Here is a 13736-nt window from a genome sequence, read left to right on the forward strand (position 1 = left end):
TCATGCCCGCCTGCGAGTTCGGTTGAATGAAGGCAGCGAGTCGATCAGCATACGTGTATAGGCATGTTGCGGATCAGCGAAGATCTTGCGTACAGATCCCATCTCGACCAAGCTGCCCTGGTACATGACCCCTATTCTATCCACGAAGTGCGCCATCAGCGCCATGTCATGGCCAATAAGCAGGACGGAGGCACCGAGATCGCGTTGCACCCGTCCAAGCGTGGCAAGCACTTGCTTCTGCACCATCACGTCGAGCGCGCTCGTTGGCTCGTCGGCTAGAATGAGGGTCGGTCGCAACGCGATCGACATGGCAATGCAGACGCGCTGCTTCATACCACCCGAAAGCTGGTGGGGGTAAAAGCCGAGCACAGTCGGCGGCAAGCCGACACGGGCGAGCAGGTTACGCATGGCTTCTATCTGTTCACCGCGCCTCCAGCGGATGCCGTGATCATCGTAAATATCGGCGATCTGGTCGGCGATGCGCAGTACTGGATTGAGCGAGCTCATCGCGCCTTGCGGTACCAATGACATCTCGGCGAAGCGTAATTGGCGGAAGGCGCTGGCGGGTGCAGCCAGAAGGTCGCGACCGTTGAGCCGCACCTTCCCGCTTTCCACCCAACCGGAGCGCAACATTCGCATTAGCGCCAGAATAGTTGTAGACTTGCCGGATCCCGATTCTCCGACTAGGCCGAACCGCTCGCCCGAGGCCAGGGAGAAGCTGACATCCCTGACGGCGTGAAAGGGGCCTCCCGGCGTGTCATAGACGACATTGAGGCCTTCGATTTCGAGCACGGGCGCCGTCATTGGCCGCCTCTCACACGCTTGTTGACGAAGCTGTCCATGCCGACGGAGGTCAACATAAGCCCGATGAAAATCAGAGATATGGCCAGAATAGGCGGGCCTACCCACCACCACATGCCGCGAATGATCGCACTATAGAACTGCGCCCAATAGATCGTCATACCGAGTGTCAACTCGTTCTGAGGCCCAAGGCCGAGAGCTTCCAAGGCGATGCTGGCGAGCATCGCCTGTGAGACAGTGATGACGAAGCTTGCGGTAATGAAGGGCAACAGGTTTGGCAGGACTTCGACAAAAACGAGGTTGAATGTCGAAGCACCACTTAGCCGCGCTACATGCACATAGCCACGCTCGCGCAAGGAAAGGGTCTGCGCCCGGATAGTGCGTGTTGCTACCATCCAGGAGAGCGAGGCTACGATCGCTGCCATTAACTCGACTGTCATTTCACGCACATTGGCTGCCACGAGCACCAGGATAGCAATCCCAGGGATGGTCATCACCACATCTGAAATAAGCCGAATAATGATGTCCACCTTGCCGCCTACGAAGCCCGCAACAAGTCCGAGCACGACGCCCACGGCCAGACTGATCAGTCCGGCCATGAGGCCGATCTTAAGGGTCTGCGGCAGGGCTAACGCCATCACGGTCAGCATATCGCGGCCCTGGCCGTCTGTTCCCAGCCAGTGATCTGCGGAAGGTGCCAGGCGCGGGGTGGTTGCACCTACCCGAGCCATGGCCGGATCTAGGAACAGTGGCCCTATAAGGGCGCAAAGACCGATCAGGCCCAGCACCACAAGTCCCGCGAGCAGAGTGCGGTTCTGCACCACTTCACTGTGACGTCCAGCAAAAATCGCCATCGTCATGTCCTCTGGGCAGTGATCCGCGGATCGATGAGCGGATAGATGAGATCAAGGATGAACATGGCCACGGCCAGCGACACGGACAGGAGGAGCACGATACCCTGGATAACAAAGTAGTCCTGCGACTGGATGGCTTGATAGAGCCTGAAACCAATGCCTGGATAGGAGAAGATCACCTCCACCAGGATCGCACCCGAAACAATATGGCCAAGTGCCATGGCTAGCTTGGTAAGTTGTGGCAGCATGGCATTGCGCATCCCGTACCAGAGGAAGACGCGTTGCTTCCGCAACCCTTTCGCTTCCGCCAGCGCGATGTAGTCCTCGCCGAGCACGCTGATCATCATGCCGCGCATGCCGATCGCCCAAGCGCCGACTTCTGCGAGAATGATAGAAAGAGCCGGCAACGTGCCATGCCAGGCAATGGCTTTGACGGTCACCCAATTCAGGCCGATATCGACGCCGAAGGGAATGCCACCGCCCGCGGGAAAAATGCGCAACACGATCGCGAAGACATAAAGCAGGATCATGCCGATCAGGAAGTAGGGCACCGAGGAAAGCAGGAGAATACCGCTACCGAACACACGGAAGAATCGGTGCGCCTGGGGCCATGCCATCAGCCCGCCGAGCCATGTGCCGAGAAAAAAGCTCACAGCCGTCGCGAAGCCGAGCAGGCCAAGCGTCCAAGGCAGGCCCGCGAGGACACCATCTATGACGCGTTCTGGAAAATTGACCAGTGAATAGCCGAAATCGAAGCGAAATGCCGCTTGCCAGAAGGAAAGGTACTGCTGCCAAAGCGGATCATCGAGGCCGAAGCGTTCCCGGTAAGAATTGACAAGCGCCTGCACATCGCCGACCGCGCCACCAGATTCCGCCATGATGCGATTGAGTTGTGCTTCGATTGGATCGCCCGGCATTAGCCGTGGCAGCGCGAAATTGATTGATACTGCCAGAAAGATGACAAGCAGCATGATGCCGAAGCGACGGAGAACGTAATCAGCGTACATCGACCGCCCCCACAGCCCGCATCTTCCGGCCAGCAAAGCCAGAAACACTTCCCATCACGCAGTTGTTACTATACCCGCAGCGCATCGAGAACAGCATCCGTCAGTCCGAGCCCGAAGCCTGGCTCATTATTTGGTACAAGCCATCCGTCTTCCGGCACTGACATTCCCGGGAAAACGACAGTTTCCTTCAGCGGCGTGCCAGGGCCGCCGCCGACGAAATACTCACCCCAGCGCACATTCGGGGAAGAGAAGCTGAAATGCTGGCCGTAAGGCGTGTTCATACCGGCATGCAGGATCACCTCGATTCCCGCCGCCTCGGCGATGTGGCTGATCCTTTGGCAGCCGGTGAAACCGCCTACCCATGCGATATCGGGTTGAAAAATATCAGCTAGATCCAGTTTCGCAGCGTGCGAGAAGGGATAAGGGGTGTACCAGTGTTCGCCAGTTGCGAGTGTCATCCAAGGCAGCCGCGAACGCAGACTGCTGTGTGCATTGAAATTCTCAGGCGTCAGGCAATCTTCGATCCACCGCAGTCCATAAGGACGCAGGCGTTCAGCAAGCCGGACGGCAAACTCCACGTCGAATGCCATCCAGCAATCAAGCATCAACTCGACGTCCGGACCGATCTGTTCGCGGGTGCCCGCCACCAATTCCTCGTTGCGGATCAACGCATCGAGGCCGTCATACATCCCATAGGGACAGGCAAGCTTCGTAGCGCGGAAGCCAAGCTCCATGTGCCATTCCGTGTCGTTGCCTGTTGCATAGCAGAATAGCCTGTCACGTACGGGCCCGCCCGCCAGTTCATAGACCGGCACCCCTAATATTTTACCTTTGAGGTCCCACATGGCCAGATCGACTGCGCTTATGGCGTAAGAGGCAAGGCCGGTGGTACCGTAAGGAGAGGCCATGCGCATCATGAGATCCCAGACGCGATCAGTGGCGAGTGCGTTCTCGCCTTCCAGAAGCGGCGCGAAATGCTGGTTGATGAGCGAGACGACCGGTTCTCGGTAACGCGAAACGCCGAAGCCAAACGTGTCGTCGTCGGCGGTCACGAGGCAGCCGACGCCCCCATCGAAACGCCAGCTTGAACGCAGTTGCTTGAAGCGATCATAGGCTGACATAGGGCCGGCAATCTCGGCGGATTTTGTCCAGGGCGGCCGCGTCGGGGGCGTACCGCGCTGCTCGCCGTCCTTATACAGCGCGCCAACCATCTCGTTCTTGATGCGAAAGGCCCGGATTTCCTTGATCTTCACCATCACACCCTCACGGTTTAAGCAGTACCTTGCTTACTGCCCCGGGCTTGCCTACCAGCCGCTCAAACCAGGCTCCACCCTCTGATAGCGGCGCTTCCACGATCCAGGGATCCAGCCTCAGCCGACTGACACCCAACGCTTCCGTGGCGGCGAGGAAATCGTCTTCGTCGTAGCAGAAGACACCTCTGACCTCGATTTCGCGTCGGATCACATCTGAGACCTGGAACTGACTTGTCTCCTCGTGCAAGCCGCTCAGCAGGACCTTGCCGCTCGAGCGCGTGGCTGCAACAGCCTGAGCGCGTGTGGCCGCAGATCCGACAGCATCCAGGGTCACATGTGCCCCTACTCCACCCGTGCTCTCCTTGATTGCGGTGACCGGGTCTTGGCACGAGGGGTCGATGGGGGTTGCACCGAGTGCTTCGCCCATTGCAAGCCTTTCGCGATCGAGATCGGAAATGAAAAGCCGCGCAGCGCCGAGTTGTTGCATGACCTGCAAGCCAAGAAGGCCAATAGGCCCGGCGCCGATTACGAGGACAGTGCGGCCCAGTAGTCCTCCTGCCAGCTTGCCAATGCGCATTGCCACGGCCGCCGGCTCCACCAGCGCTCCACGGGAAAGATCCATGCCGTCAGGCAGGGCATGCACTGCGCGCCCTGGCACCGCAACCTGCTGTGCGAACGCGCCTGGACGGTGCGCGCCGACAAGGGAGCGTGAAAGGCAAAGATGCGGAGCTGCCGACCGGCAGTGGACGCAGGTGCCGCAGGAAATCATCGGATTGCAAGTAACCGGCTGTCCCACGAAAAGATCATCGCCAGCCTGCTTTCCTACGCTGATAATCGTGCCCGAGAATTCATGCCCCATTACGAGCGGCGGCACGCGTAGTGCATTGTGGCCGAGATAGCCGCCGAGCTCGGAGCCGCAAATGCCTACATAGGCAACCTCGATCACCACTTCATCCTCGAGTGGTTTCGGTTCGGGCCAGTCACGCATCGCCATGTTGCGGGGCGCTTCCCACACAAGTGCTTTCATCAAATTACCCTGCCGTAAGGAAGGGCACGGAAGCAGTCCGTGCCCAGGATTGAGCGGTCGTTCTATTGTGTCGGCTCAAGCCGATGGATGATCCGCGCGAAGCCCTCCCAGGCGACGAACGGAGCTGCATAGGGATCCTCCGCACTGGGGTACCCGCTCCAGTAGGTCGTGTTGAACGGCTGGGTGTGGAACTCTTCCGCGAGCGGGATCTCCGGAAGGTCGCGCAGGAAGATGTCGGTCGCCTGCTTGACCGCTTCCATATATTCCGGGTTCTCCGGCGAAGGTTGCAACGTTTCCATGCGGTCCAGCAGAGCGTCCATCTCGGGATTAGCGTAGCGCGTGGGCGCTCGGTTGTTGGGCGTGCCCTGACCCTCTGGAACGCTGTACTTTGAGTGGAAGTGTTCCAGCGTCTGCCAGGGATCGTATTGGCTGCCGCAATGGGTGTTGACTTCCATCTCGAAATTGCCCGCCGTTACGGCCGCAGTAAGCGCATTGTTCTGTTGGGCGCGGAAAAGCGTGTCGAAACCGGCACTGCGCAATTGCTGCGATAGGACCGGGCCTGCGGGATTGCCTTGATAGACCTGCAGTTCGATCTGGAAAGGCGTACCGTCCTCATTCTGCCACATGCTCTGGCCGTTTCGGACGAAGCCCGCCTCTGTCATATACTCTTCGACCTTCTCAAGATTTGGTCCCTCCCCATAGCCTTCAGGCAGCTCCATCTGTTCGATATAGGCTTGCAGACTGGGGACGGAGGAGAATGGAAGGATGGATTTAGGGAAGCTGCCTTCCCACGCCAGGTTGATGAGTTGGTCCCGGTCCACGGCGTGGCTGATCGCCTGGCGAAGAGCTACGTTGTTGAACGGTTCACGCTGGGTGTTGAAGCGGATGGACATGATGCAGCCCGCAGAGGCACCCCACATCGGGCCTTCGCTGTTCCAGGCCTGTAGATTGGGATTCTCGACGCGGATCGCCTCGAAGGCACCCGGCTGGATGGAGCGGCCCATATCGATCTGGTTGGTCGCATAGAGCTGCGGCATGGCCTCCTGCGTAGCCGGCACATAGATGAGGCGTTCGACGTTGGGCATACGGTCCACGAGCCCCTGGTCGAGCGCCCACCAATCGTCACGCAGGTCGAAGACGAGCGCATTGGCGTCCGCGCGCATAAGCTTGTAGGCCCCGGTGCCTAATGGTAGCCCACGCTCCGGATCGTAGTTTGAGAAGGTTTTCGGGTCTTCGCCCTTCCAGATGTGCTCAGGCACCACTACGAAGCGGGCCGCCTGTCCAGTGGCGAGGAAGTCCTGTACCCAACGCGGGCCAGGCTTCGTGAGCCTGACACGGACAGTCAAGGGATCAAGAACTTCGACCGAATCCACCCATTCTGCAATCACGGTCGAAAAGAGCAGATCTGGCGCTGCATCCATGAGCATCTCGAAGGTGAACGCAACGTCATCCGCGTTGAAATCTTCACCGTCGCTCCATTTCACCCCGTCCCGAACGCGAATCGTGACCTCGGTGAAATCATCGTTGTATTCGACGCTGTCGCCCTGCCACGGGATACGCTCGTTGGTGACGTGGTTGGTCCAGAAGAGCTGCTCGTTAACGGTGTAGTGCAGGTTATTGCGCTGATGGAGCAGCAGGCCGGCATAGGGATTGAAATTATCCGGCGAGGGCACCGAGTTATGGAAATCCCAGCCCTGGCTGATTAGCGTACGGTTGCGTGGTATGTCCTGCGCGTTTCCGGCAACTGCCGTTGACAACAGCAAAGTGCCGGCAAGCCCCAAGGCCGGCATTAAGCTGAAAACAGCCCTCCGAACTAGATGATCCATGTCTTCCTCCCTAATAATCCGGCTTGTGAGGCACACAAACCGGTATTCCCTTTTATTAAGTTCATATATACGAACTTGAGTTCTCAAAATTGTATTTGCGATCAGGCTAACCGTCAAGAAAGTTTGGTCGGTGGTAGAAAAAGGAAACCGGGTTGGCATCTCAACAGGCAGAAAGGGCAGGACGTTCAGTAAAATCTGCGGAGCGTGTGCTTGACCTACTTGAAACGATCGGTGCATCACCAAATGGGACAACGTTCAGCGATCTGGGAGCGAGCCTCGGTATTCCCAAGAGCAGTTTACATGCCCTGCTGAACGTACTCACCTCGCGCGGCTATATCGAGTTTGATCAGGCCAGCCGGCGCATCAGCCTTGGTATCCGCATCTGGGAAACGGGCCTTGCTTATCACCGTCATCACGGATTTCTGAAGGAGGCGCGCGCGGTCATGGAAAACATTGTCCGCCGTATCAATGAGACGGTGCAACTTGCCAAACTGGCAGGCAGTGAGAACATATATCTCGACAAAGTTGACAGCACGCATCCGCTGCGCCTGCAATCGGAGGTGGGTTTGCGCTTGTCGGCCCATGCCACTGGTGTTGGTAAAGCGCTTCTCGCACAGCTTGATGAGGCCGATGTGGGTGGGCGATTTCCTGCGGAAATGAGCAGGCATACTCCAAACACGATCGGCACGCTGGAAGCTTTGCTTGACGAACTGGCTCTTACCCGCAAGCGGGGCTTTGCGGTAGACAATGAGGAATACACGCCGGGTATCTTTTGTCTGGCCGTTCCTGTCTACCAGGGCGCCCAGCGCGCCACTATAGCCATGAGCGCTTCAGTACCGACATCCCGCGTCACGCGGCAGGCACTGCCGAACATCCTTTCCGCAATGGCGGACGGCAGCGTTGAGATTACGCAACGCATCGGTGGCCAATGTCCGGACGATGCGCTTCAGGTTCTTACCGATCCCGTTGTGGCAGCGGCGCGCATTGAAGAGATGCTCAACTCCGGCCGCTATCCGGTGGCCTTTGCATAAGCAAGATGCGCTGACGGTGCATGAACCGAAAGAGGTCATGGGAACGCCAAGCAAGCAGCAACCCGAGACTGTATCTTGCTCAAAGGGGTCCCTGCGTTTTCTGCGGTGCGCCGCCAGCCGCTGACGACGCCAGCATGGCGGCGATCATCGCTGTACTGTGGGCGCCTATCCTCCCGCAGGACTGATTTCTACCCTTTCCTTTGGCAAGCTCTAGCAACGATTCAACCGGCCCGGTACAATTGTAGATCCATGCTCCTTCGGGCAACGCAAATCGCTTGTTCGTTCCGTCAAAACCACGAAATTTGCAATGATCCCGGTCAAACTCTGCCGTCAGCAGTCCCTTGCTCCCTGTGAGGAACAGGCGCATCAAGCCCCGATTGCCCTGCGGCATGGCTGCGGCGCCAGAAATCGAGATCACCGCGCCGTTTTGCATCCGTGCAACTCCGGAATTCGCCAAATCCACCTGCCCGCGCAACACTGATTGCGCGCTGACGCTTTCGGGCTCCAATCCCGAAAGATAAAGCATCAGCGCGAGAGAATGGGACAACTGGCCATATGCAAAGCCACCCCCCTGGCTAGGATCCTGCCAGGTCGTCCTGTCGGGACGGAAAAATGCACCCTTCCAGCTGTGCAGACCTTCGTCGCCGAAAAAAACGTCTCGTGTCGCCGAAATGAAGCTGACCATGACATGTTCGATCTCGCCCAGCATCCCATCAGCAATACGCTCTTTAAGCTCCGCCACCCGCGGCAGATAATTGTAACCGTTGGCGATCACCAGATGCCGCCCCTTCTCGTTGGCAAGCTGCACGAGTTCCCACGCCTGTCGGGGGTCGAGCGTAAACGGTTTCTCGCACAAGACATGCGCTCCAGCCATGAGCGCGTCGCGCGTGTGCTCGTAATGGAGATGGTGTGGCGAGGCGACGATCGCAATGTCGGGTTTCCGCTCCAAAACGACCCTGTGGTCCTCGCTGGCGAAGGCAAAGCCGAAATGGTCCCGCACACGCTCGAGTTCCTGTACGCCCTTACGGCAGACCGCATCCAGAAACACGTCGTGGCGGCCTTTCAGCACCGGAATATGGTTGTGCGCGGCGTACCAGCCGGCCCCGATTACCGCTGCGCGAAGCTTTTCGGAAATCATGCTCACCTCTCCGTTTTCTCCATGGCAATACGGGCGACGGAAACCCCCTGGCGTGAATGCCGAAAATCCACCACCCGTTGGCTTGGCCATGAGGAATAAACGATTGCTGCGAATTTATTTGCCGACGTTGTTTAGGCTAATAGCCAAGCTGAAGGTCAACGCGGCGCAAGAGAGGTCTGTCTGCGAGGAAATTGTCAAGATCCTCGACAAAAGCTTCGACAGCAAGCTTGGCATAGTCTGCCGGGCGGTCCAGCCAGCAATGGGGCGTGACGATCAGGTTAGGCACCTCCCACAGCGGTGAATTTGCAGGCAGCGGCTCCTGCTCGAAGACATCGAGTATGGCGCCAGCGAGTTCTCCCGCCTCCAGCTTTTTTACCAGGTGCTCATAATCCATCAGCTGGGCGCGTCCGATATTCAGGATCTGGGCATGAGTGGGAAGGCAGTCGAGCGCCTCGGCGTCGATGCAATTGCGCGTCTGTTCCGTGAGTGGCAACGCGACAATGACGAAGTCGGCCCGCTTCAAGCATTCCCTCAAGCGGTCCATATTATGGACTTCATCCACACTGTCCCGAGGCGCCGCTGTGCGGGAGAGCCCGATTGTATTCAATCCAAGCTGCTTTGCAGCCCGTGCTGCGGCTCCGCCAAGGCCACCCAGGCCAAGAATTACCGCCGTTTTGCCTTCTATTGGATCGGAAAGCTGCTGCGCCCAAACGCGTTTTGTCTGGTTATGGAAGAAGAATGCCATGTGGTTGTTCATCATCAGGAGCGCCATCATGGCGATCTCATGCATGCGCTGTGCATGCACTCCACGCGCATTGGTCAGGATCATGCCGTTTGGAACATGCGCCAGTGCATTGTCTACCCCGGCGCTCGAAAGCTGTAGCCATTTAAGCTTGGGTGCACGGCTCGCGAGACCTTGAAGCGGTACCGGTCCGGCGATCATCAGCACATCCGCATCGCGGAGAAAGTTGTCGGTGCGCTGCTGGTCGGAATTGAACGTCATGCGGATCCGGTCAATCACGCCCGGGTGGCGCTGAAGGGCAGCCTCCACGAGCGCTGGTGTCAGCATTTTCGACTCGCGCGATGTCGAACCGGTTTCGAAATGGACGGCGAGGAGGTCAGACATGCTCGTTAACCGGATAGGATAATTAGCGTATGAGCTTATGAAAGGCTTTTGGAAAGGTCAAACCATCGTTTCGGTCGTAACTTCTTGCAGCATTAGTACAGCGCTAGTACGTGACTGGGCTGCGTTTGCGCTACGGCGCGCCCAAAGCGACTGAAAGACCTGCGCGCGGCTTTGGTTAGAGAATATCCAAACCTGAGAAAACATAGGTTTCGGTGGTTCATTGTCTATCGGTTTTCGGATTTTCTCGAAAAAGAATGCGTGTTGCTGCGATATCCGTCCGCGGACTGGCAAATGCTGCTGATGAGGCCATGCAGAGCGGGTCCAACATTGCCATCCGGGCCAACCGATAGTGCTGCTTTCATGAAGCGGAGCGCCTCCGGCGGTCTGGAGGCAAATCTGGAGCCCCATTCCTCGGCCACAGGTACCGACCTGCCGGACGGGACACAACTGTTGATCAGGCCGATGGACTCGGCCTCACGCCCCCTGACCTTCTGTCCTCCCAGTATGAGTTCTATCGCTCTCGCACGGCCGATCAGCAAGGGAAGCCGTTGCACGGCGCCAGATCCGGGCACGCTGCCCAGGGTCATTTCCGGAAAGCCGATCTGCGTATCTTCGTCTGCGATTCGCATGTCGCATGCCAAAGCCAGTTCGGCGCCGCCACCAAGTGCGTAGCCGTGCATTGCCGCGATGCTGACGATATGAGACCTAGCGATACGGTTGAAGACGAGCCAGGTCATCTCGATGAACCGTCGAAGAGATGGTCCGGAAAGCGTTCGCATGAAGGTCAGGTCGGCGCCAGCCGAAAATGCCCGCGCCTGACCTCCGGAGAGTATCGCTACCGAAATCTCGCTGTTCTTTTCCAGCGTGTCAAAAATGCCGGAAAGCTGCTGGCAGAATCGTTCATTGATGGCATTCAGCACCTGCGGGCGTCGAAAGATGACATGCGCCACGCGCTCATCGACGCGCAGTTCGATTACGTCATCGCTCACGGCATCCCCCCAAACCCAGACAACTCCGCGATGACGCCTGCATTCTTGTTGCGGCGGATCATGATTGGCCGCGCAAGATCCGGGTTCCGCTCCGGAGCATCCTCCCGATAATGGCTGCCCCGGGTTTCTTTCCTTAGCCTTGCCGCAGCGCACATCATGTGACCTACCTCAGCAAGGCAGATGGCTTCGTGGAAGGCTACCAGATCCTTTCTCGATCCAACGGCATACTTGCCGCCAAGCAATGCTTCCCTGATCTCAACGAGTGGTTGTGTTGCAACGTTTTGAATACCGTTTTTGTGGCAAGGAGAGCTTCTGATCTTTCGGAGGATTGAATGTTCAAGGGCCGCCAGTTTGACCAGTCAGTCATCCTGCTTTGCGTGCGCTGGTACCTGGCCTACAGTCTGAGCCTGCGGGACCTGGAAGAAATGATGGCCGAGCGAGGCATTGCCGTTGACCACACGACCATTCACCGCTGGACCGTCCGCTACGCACCGCTATTGCTGGAGCGTTTCAACCGACGGAAGCGGAACGTGACCGGCAGATGGCATATCGACGAGACTTACATCAAGGTCCGCGGCCAGTGGATGTACCTATACCGCGCCATCGACAGTGTCGGCGACACGGTCGAATTCTGGTTCAGCGAGCAGCGTGACCTGCCGTCGGCCAAACGGTTCTTCACAAAGGCGCTGAATCGGCATGGCCGGCCAGGCTGCGTCGTTATTGATGGTAGCCAGACCAACCACGAGGCTATCGTTTCCTGTGACACCACAAATCGCTTGCAGGATCGTTCTCGGCGCCGGCTGAAGCCGATCGAAATCCGCAAGAGTAAGTATCTGAATAATCGGATTGAACAGGATCATCGGCGCATCAAGCGCCGCGTCCGGCCAATGCTTGGCTTCAAATCACAGGCATCAGCCGCGATCATCCTGTCCGGCATCGAGATGGTTCACATGATGCGCAAGCGACAGGCGAGATACGCCTTCAATCCGAATCCGTCCCTAGCCGAACAGTTCGCAATTCTTGCCGCATAATTGGCCTCGGACCGGCCCCCTTTGCGCTTCAAATCAGCCGTTGCAACAAAACCGATCATCCGGCTCCGCCCGCATCAGGAAAGCGGTTAAGCGCGGTTGCGGCCTAAAACCCTTGGCGATTGTACCAATCATCGACCTCCTTGCGCACGCGGTCCTTCTCTAACCCATAACGCTCCTGAATCTTGCCCTCCAACTGATCGCGCTTGCCGGCAATCTGGTCGAGATCATCGTCGGTAAGATCTCCCCATTGTTCCTTGATCTTTCCCTTCATCTGCTTCCAGTTGCCTTCAACTCTGTTCCAGTCCATGGCGGTCACTCCATCTCTTGAGGATCATGCAGGCTAACGCGCCGAGCGCACATTGGCTCCACGTCCTTGCGTGCCTAGCGTCGAAAAACAGTGCTCGCCATCAACCGCCCTTTCCGCAGTTGCCGGATCCGGAAGTCGGTGCGACATGATGTAGACAGAAGCTTCGCGCGCCGATAACAATCGTGCTGGTCAGGTTGGGAGGCTTGCCATCGCGAATGCAGGGAACCGGTGGCCACCTGTAATTGCTAGCGGCATTCCCCCAGCCATAAGGCGAGAACAGGCACAGGGCCTGTTACTTCAGTGGGAGGAGTTCTATGCTCAACCGCATTGCGATTGCAGCGGCCGCAACCATGTCTTTAGCTGGGGCCGCACTTGCCCAGACAGCGATGCCTTTCGCGCTCGACTGGCAATTTGAGGGTCCGGCGGCACCCTATTTCATGGCGATTGAAAACGGGCATTTTGAAGCCGAGGGGCTCACAGTAGAGATCACGGCCGGGCAGGGCTCGCTCGACGCCATCCCAAAGGTGGCAACCGGCGCCTATCCGGTAGGCTTCGCCGATATGGCAAGCCTTATCAAATTCCTGGATCAGAATCCGGATGCTCCGGTGACGGCCGTCATGATGTTTTACGACAAGCCGGCCTTTTCCATCGTCGGGCGGAAGAGCCTTGGCATCGAGAATCCCAAGGATCTGGAAGGGCGTGTTCTCGGCGCACCGCCGCCGGATGGTGCCTGGGCGCAGTTTCCGGTATTTGCCGAGGCGAACGACATTGATGTCTCCAAGGTGAAGGTGGAGCCGGTCGGCTTTCCGACGCGGGAACCGATGCTGGCCGAAGGCCAGGTTGCTGCGGTCACCGGTTTTTCCTTCACCTCCTTCCTCAACACGACACGTCTCGGCGTGCCGGAGGAGGATATGACGGTGCTGCTGATGGCGGATCACGGTCTTGCCCTTTACGGCAACGCGATCATCGCCAACACCGACTTCGCAAAGGAGAACCCCGAAAAGCTCACTGGCTTCCTGCGGGCGGTCGCGAAGGGGCTTCAGGATACTGTGAACGATCCGGAAGCTGGGATCGCCGCGATGGTATCGCGTAACCCGGCGATGGACCGCGAGCTTGAACTGAGGCGGCTTGAGCTTGCACTTCGCGACAACATCATGACGGATTGGGTACGCGAGAATGGGCTGGGCGGCATCGATGACGAACGCTTTGCTCGCTCGCTCGAACAGATCGCCGTCACCTATGAGTTCAAGAACGAGCCCGATCCCGGCCGCTATTTCGATGGTTCTTACCTACCGGATGATGGAAGCCTCAACGTCCAGTAATCCAGCATGAAAATCTTCAAGCGC

General features: G+C 58.0%; 13 protein-coding genes. 3 read left to right on the forward strand and 10 right to left on the reverse strand.

Going from position 1 to position 13736, the window contains the following annotated elements; translation table 11 throughout:
* The 6 genes from HUS57_RS13135 to HUS57_RS13160 all read right to left on the reverse strand — a co-directional run bounded on the left by HUS57_RS13135 (position 1) and on the right by HUS57_RS13160 (position 6768).
* A complete protein-coding gene (locus tag HUS57_RS13135; protein ID WP_173934357.1) occupies positions 1-804 on the reverse strand; it encodes an ABC transporter ATP-binding protein in 804 nt (267 codons plus the stop codon).
* Positions 801-1655, reverse strand: coding sequence for an ABC transporter permease (locus HUS57_RS13140; protein WP_173934358.1), 855 nt, complete (start codon positions 1653-1655; stop codon positions 801-803). Before HUS57_RS13140 ends, HUS57_RS13135 begins: the two co-directional genes overlap by 4 nt.
* Before the next feature lie 2 nt (positions 1656-1657).
* Positions 1658-2662: an ABC transporter permease gene (locus HUS57_RS13145; protein WP_173934359.1), complete on the reverse strand. Its 1005-nt coding sequence runs from the start codon at positions 2660-2662 to the stop codon at positions 1658-1660.
* Between the two features lie 68 nt (positions 2663-2730).
* Positions 2731-3918 carry an enolase C-terminal domain-like protein gene (locus HUS57_RS13150; protein ID WP_173934360.1) on the reverse strand — a complete coding sequence of 396 codons (1188 nt, stop codon included), beginning with the start codon at positions 3916-3918 and terminating at the stop codon, positions 2731-2733.
* 7 nt (positions 3919-3925) lie between these two features.
* Positions 3926-4942 carry an alcohol dehydrogenase catalytic domain-containing protein gene (locus HUS57_RS13155; protein WP_173934361.1) on the reverse strand — a complete coding sequence of 339 codons (1017 nt, stop codon included), beginning with the start codon at positions 4940-4942 and terminating at the stop codon, positions 3926-3928.
* A gap of 62 nt (positions 4943-5004) precedes the next feature.
* Entirely contained in the window at positions 5005-6768 is a 1764-nt protein-coding gene (locus tag HUS57_RS13160; RefSeq protein WP_173934362.1) for an ABC transporter substrate-binding protein, read from the reverse strand.
* Between the two features lie 152 nt (positions 6769-6920).
* On the opposite strand from HUS57_RS13160, the gene HUS57_RS13165 reads away from it, so the two are divergent.
* Positions 6921-7799 carry an IclR family transcriptional regulator gene (locus HUS57_RS13165; protein ID WP_173934363.1) on the forward strand — a complete coding sequence of 293 codons (879 nt, stop codon included), beginning with the start codon at positions 6921-6923 and terminating at the stop codon, positions 7797-7799.
* A gap of 79 nt (positions 7800-7878) precedes the next feature.
* Here the strand turns inward: HUS57_RS13165 and HUS57_RS13170 are convergent, their stop codons facing one another.
* From HUS57_RS13170 to HUS57_RS13180, 3 genes are all read right to left on the reverse strand, one after another.
* Positions 7879-8937, reverse strand: coding sequence for a Gfo/Idh/MocA family oxidoreductase (locus HUS57_RS13170; protein ID WP_173934364.1), 1059 nt, complete (start codon positions 8935-8937; stop codon positions 7879-7881).
* Positions 8938-9073: 136 nt separating this feature from the next.
* Entirely contained in the window at positions 9074-10063 is a 990-nt protein-coding gene (locus HUS57_RS13175) for an NAD(P)-dependent oxidoreductase (RefSeq protein ID WP_173934365.1), read from the reverse strand.
* 224 nt (positions 10064-10287) lie between these two features.
* A complete protein-coding gene (locus tag HUS57_RS13180; protein WP_173934366.1) occupies positions 10288-11052 on the reverse strand; it encodes an enoyl-CoA hydratase/isomerase family protein in 765 nt (254 codons plus the stop codon).
* 332 nt (positions 11053-11384) lie between these two features.
* Here HUS57_RS13180 and HUS57_RS13190 point away from each other — a divergent pair, with 332 nt between their 5' ends.
* Positions 11385-12083, forward strand: coding sequence for an IS6 family transposase (locus HUS57_RS13190; RefSeq protein ID WP_009453084.1), 699 nt, complete (start codon positions 11385-11387; stop codon positions 12081-12083).
* A 103-nt stretch (positions 12084-12186) separates the two neighbouring features.
* Here the strand turns inward: HUS57_RS13190 and HUS57_RS13195 are convergent, their stop codons facing one another.
* A complete protein-coding gene (locus HUS57_RS13195) occupies positions 12187-12390 on the reverse strand; it encodes a CsbD family protein (RefSeq protein WP_173934368.1) in 204 nt (67 codons plus the stop codon).
* Between the two features lie 314 nt (positions 12391-12704).
* On the opposite strand from HUS57_RS13195, the gene HUS57_RS13200 reads away from it, so the two are divergent.
* Complete coding sequence (locus tag HUS57_RS13200; protein ID WP_173934369.1) at positions 12705-13712, forward strand: ABC transporter substrate-binding protein; 1008 nt, start codon at positions 12705-12707, stop codon at positions 13710-13712.
* Positions 13713-13736 lie beyond the last annotated feature (24 nt).

The sequence above is a fragment of the Chelativorans sp. Marseille-P2723 genome, from assembly GCF_902809845.1.
Lineage (GTDB): Bacteria > Pseudomonadota > Alphaproteobacteria > Rhizobiales > Rhizobiaceae > Chelativorans.

Coding starts and splice junctions, on each gene's coding strand:
- HUS57_RS13175 (WP_173934365.1), bottom strand. CDS start 10,063: ATGTCTGACCTCCTCGCCGTCCATTTCGAAACCGGTTCGACATCGCGC.
- HUS57_RS13195 (WP_173934368.1), bottom strand. CDS start 12,390: ATGGACTGGAACAGAGTTGAAGGCAACTGGAAGCAGATGAAGGGAAAG.
- HUS57_RS13145 (WP_173934359.1), bottom strand. CDS start 2,662: ATGTACGCTGATTACGTTCTCCGTCGCTTCGGCATCATGCTGCTTGTC.
- HUS57_RS13170 (WP_173934364.1), bottom strand. CDS start 8,937: ATGATTTCCGAAAAGCTTCGCGCAGCGGTAATCGGGGCCGGCTGGTAC.
- HUS57_RS13140 (WP_173934358.1), bottom strand. CDS start 1,655: ATGGCGATTTTTGCTGGACGTCACAGTGAAGTGGTGCAGAACCGCACT.
- HUS57_RS13155 (WP_173934361.1), bottom strand. CDS start 4,942: ATGAAAGCACTTGTGTGGGAAGCGCCCCGCAACATGGCGATGCGTGAC.
- HUS57_RS13135 (WP_173934357.1), bottom strand. CDS start 804: ATGACGGCGCCCGTGCTCGAAATCGAAGGCCTCAATGTCGTCTATGAC.
- HUS57_RS13150 (WP_173934360.1), bottom strand. CDS start 3,918: ATGGTGAAGATCAAGGAAATCCGGGCCTTTCGCATCAAGAACGAGATG.
- HUS57_RS13200 (WP_173934369.1), top strand. CDS start 12,705: ATGCTCAACCGCATTGCGATTGCAGCGGCCGCAACCATGTCTTTAGCT.
- HUS57_RS13190 (WP_009453084.1), top strand. CDS start 11,385: ATGTTCAAGGGCCGCCAGTTTGACCAGTCAGTCATCCTGCTTTGCGTG.
- HUS57_RS13160 (WP_173934362.1), bottom strand. CDS start 6,768: ATGGATCATCTAGTTCGGAGGGCTGTTTTCAGCTTAATGCCGGCCTTG.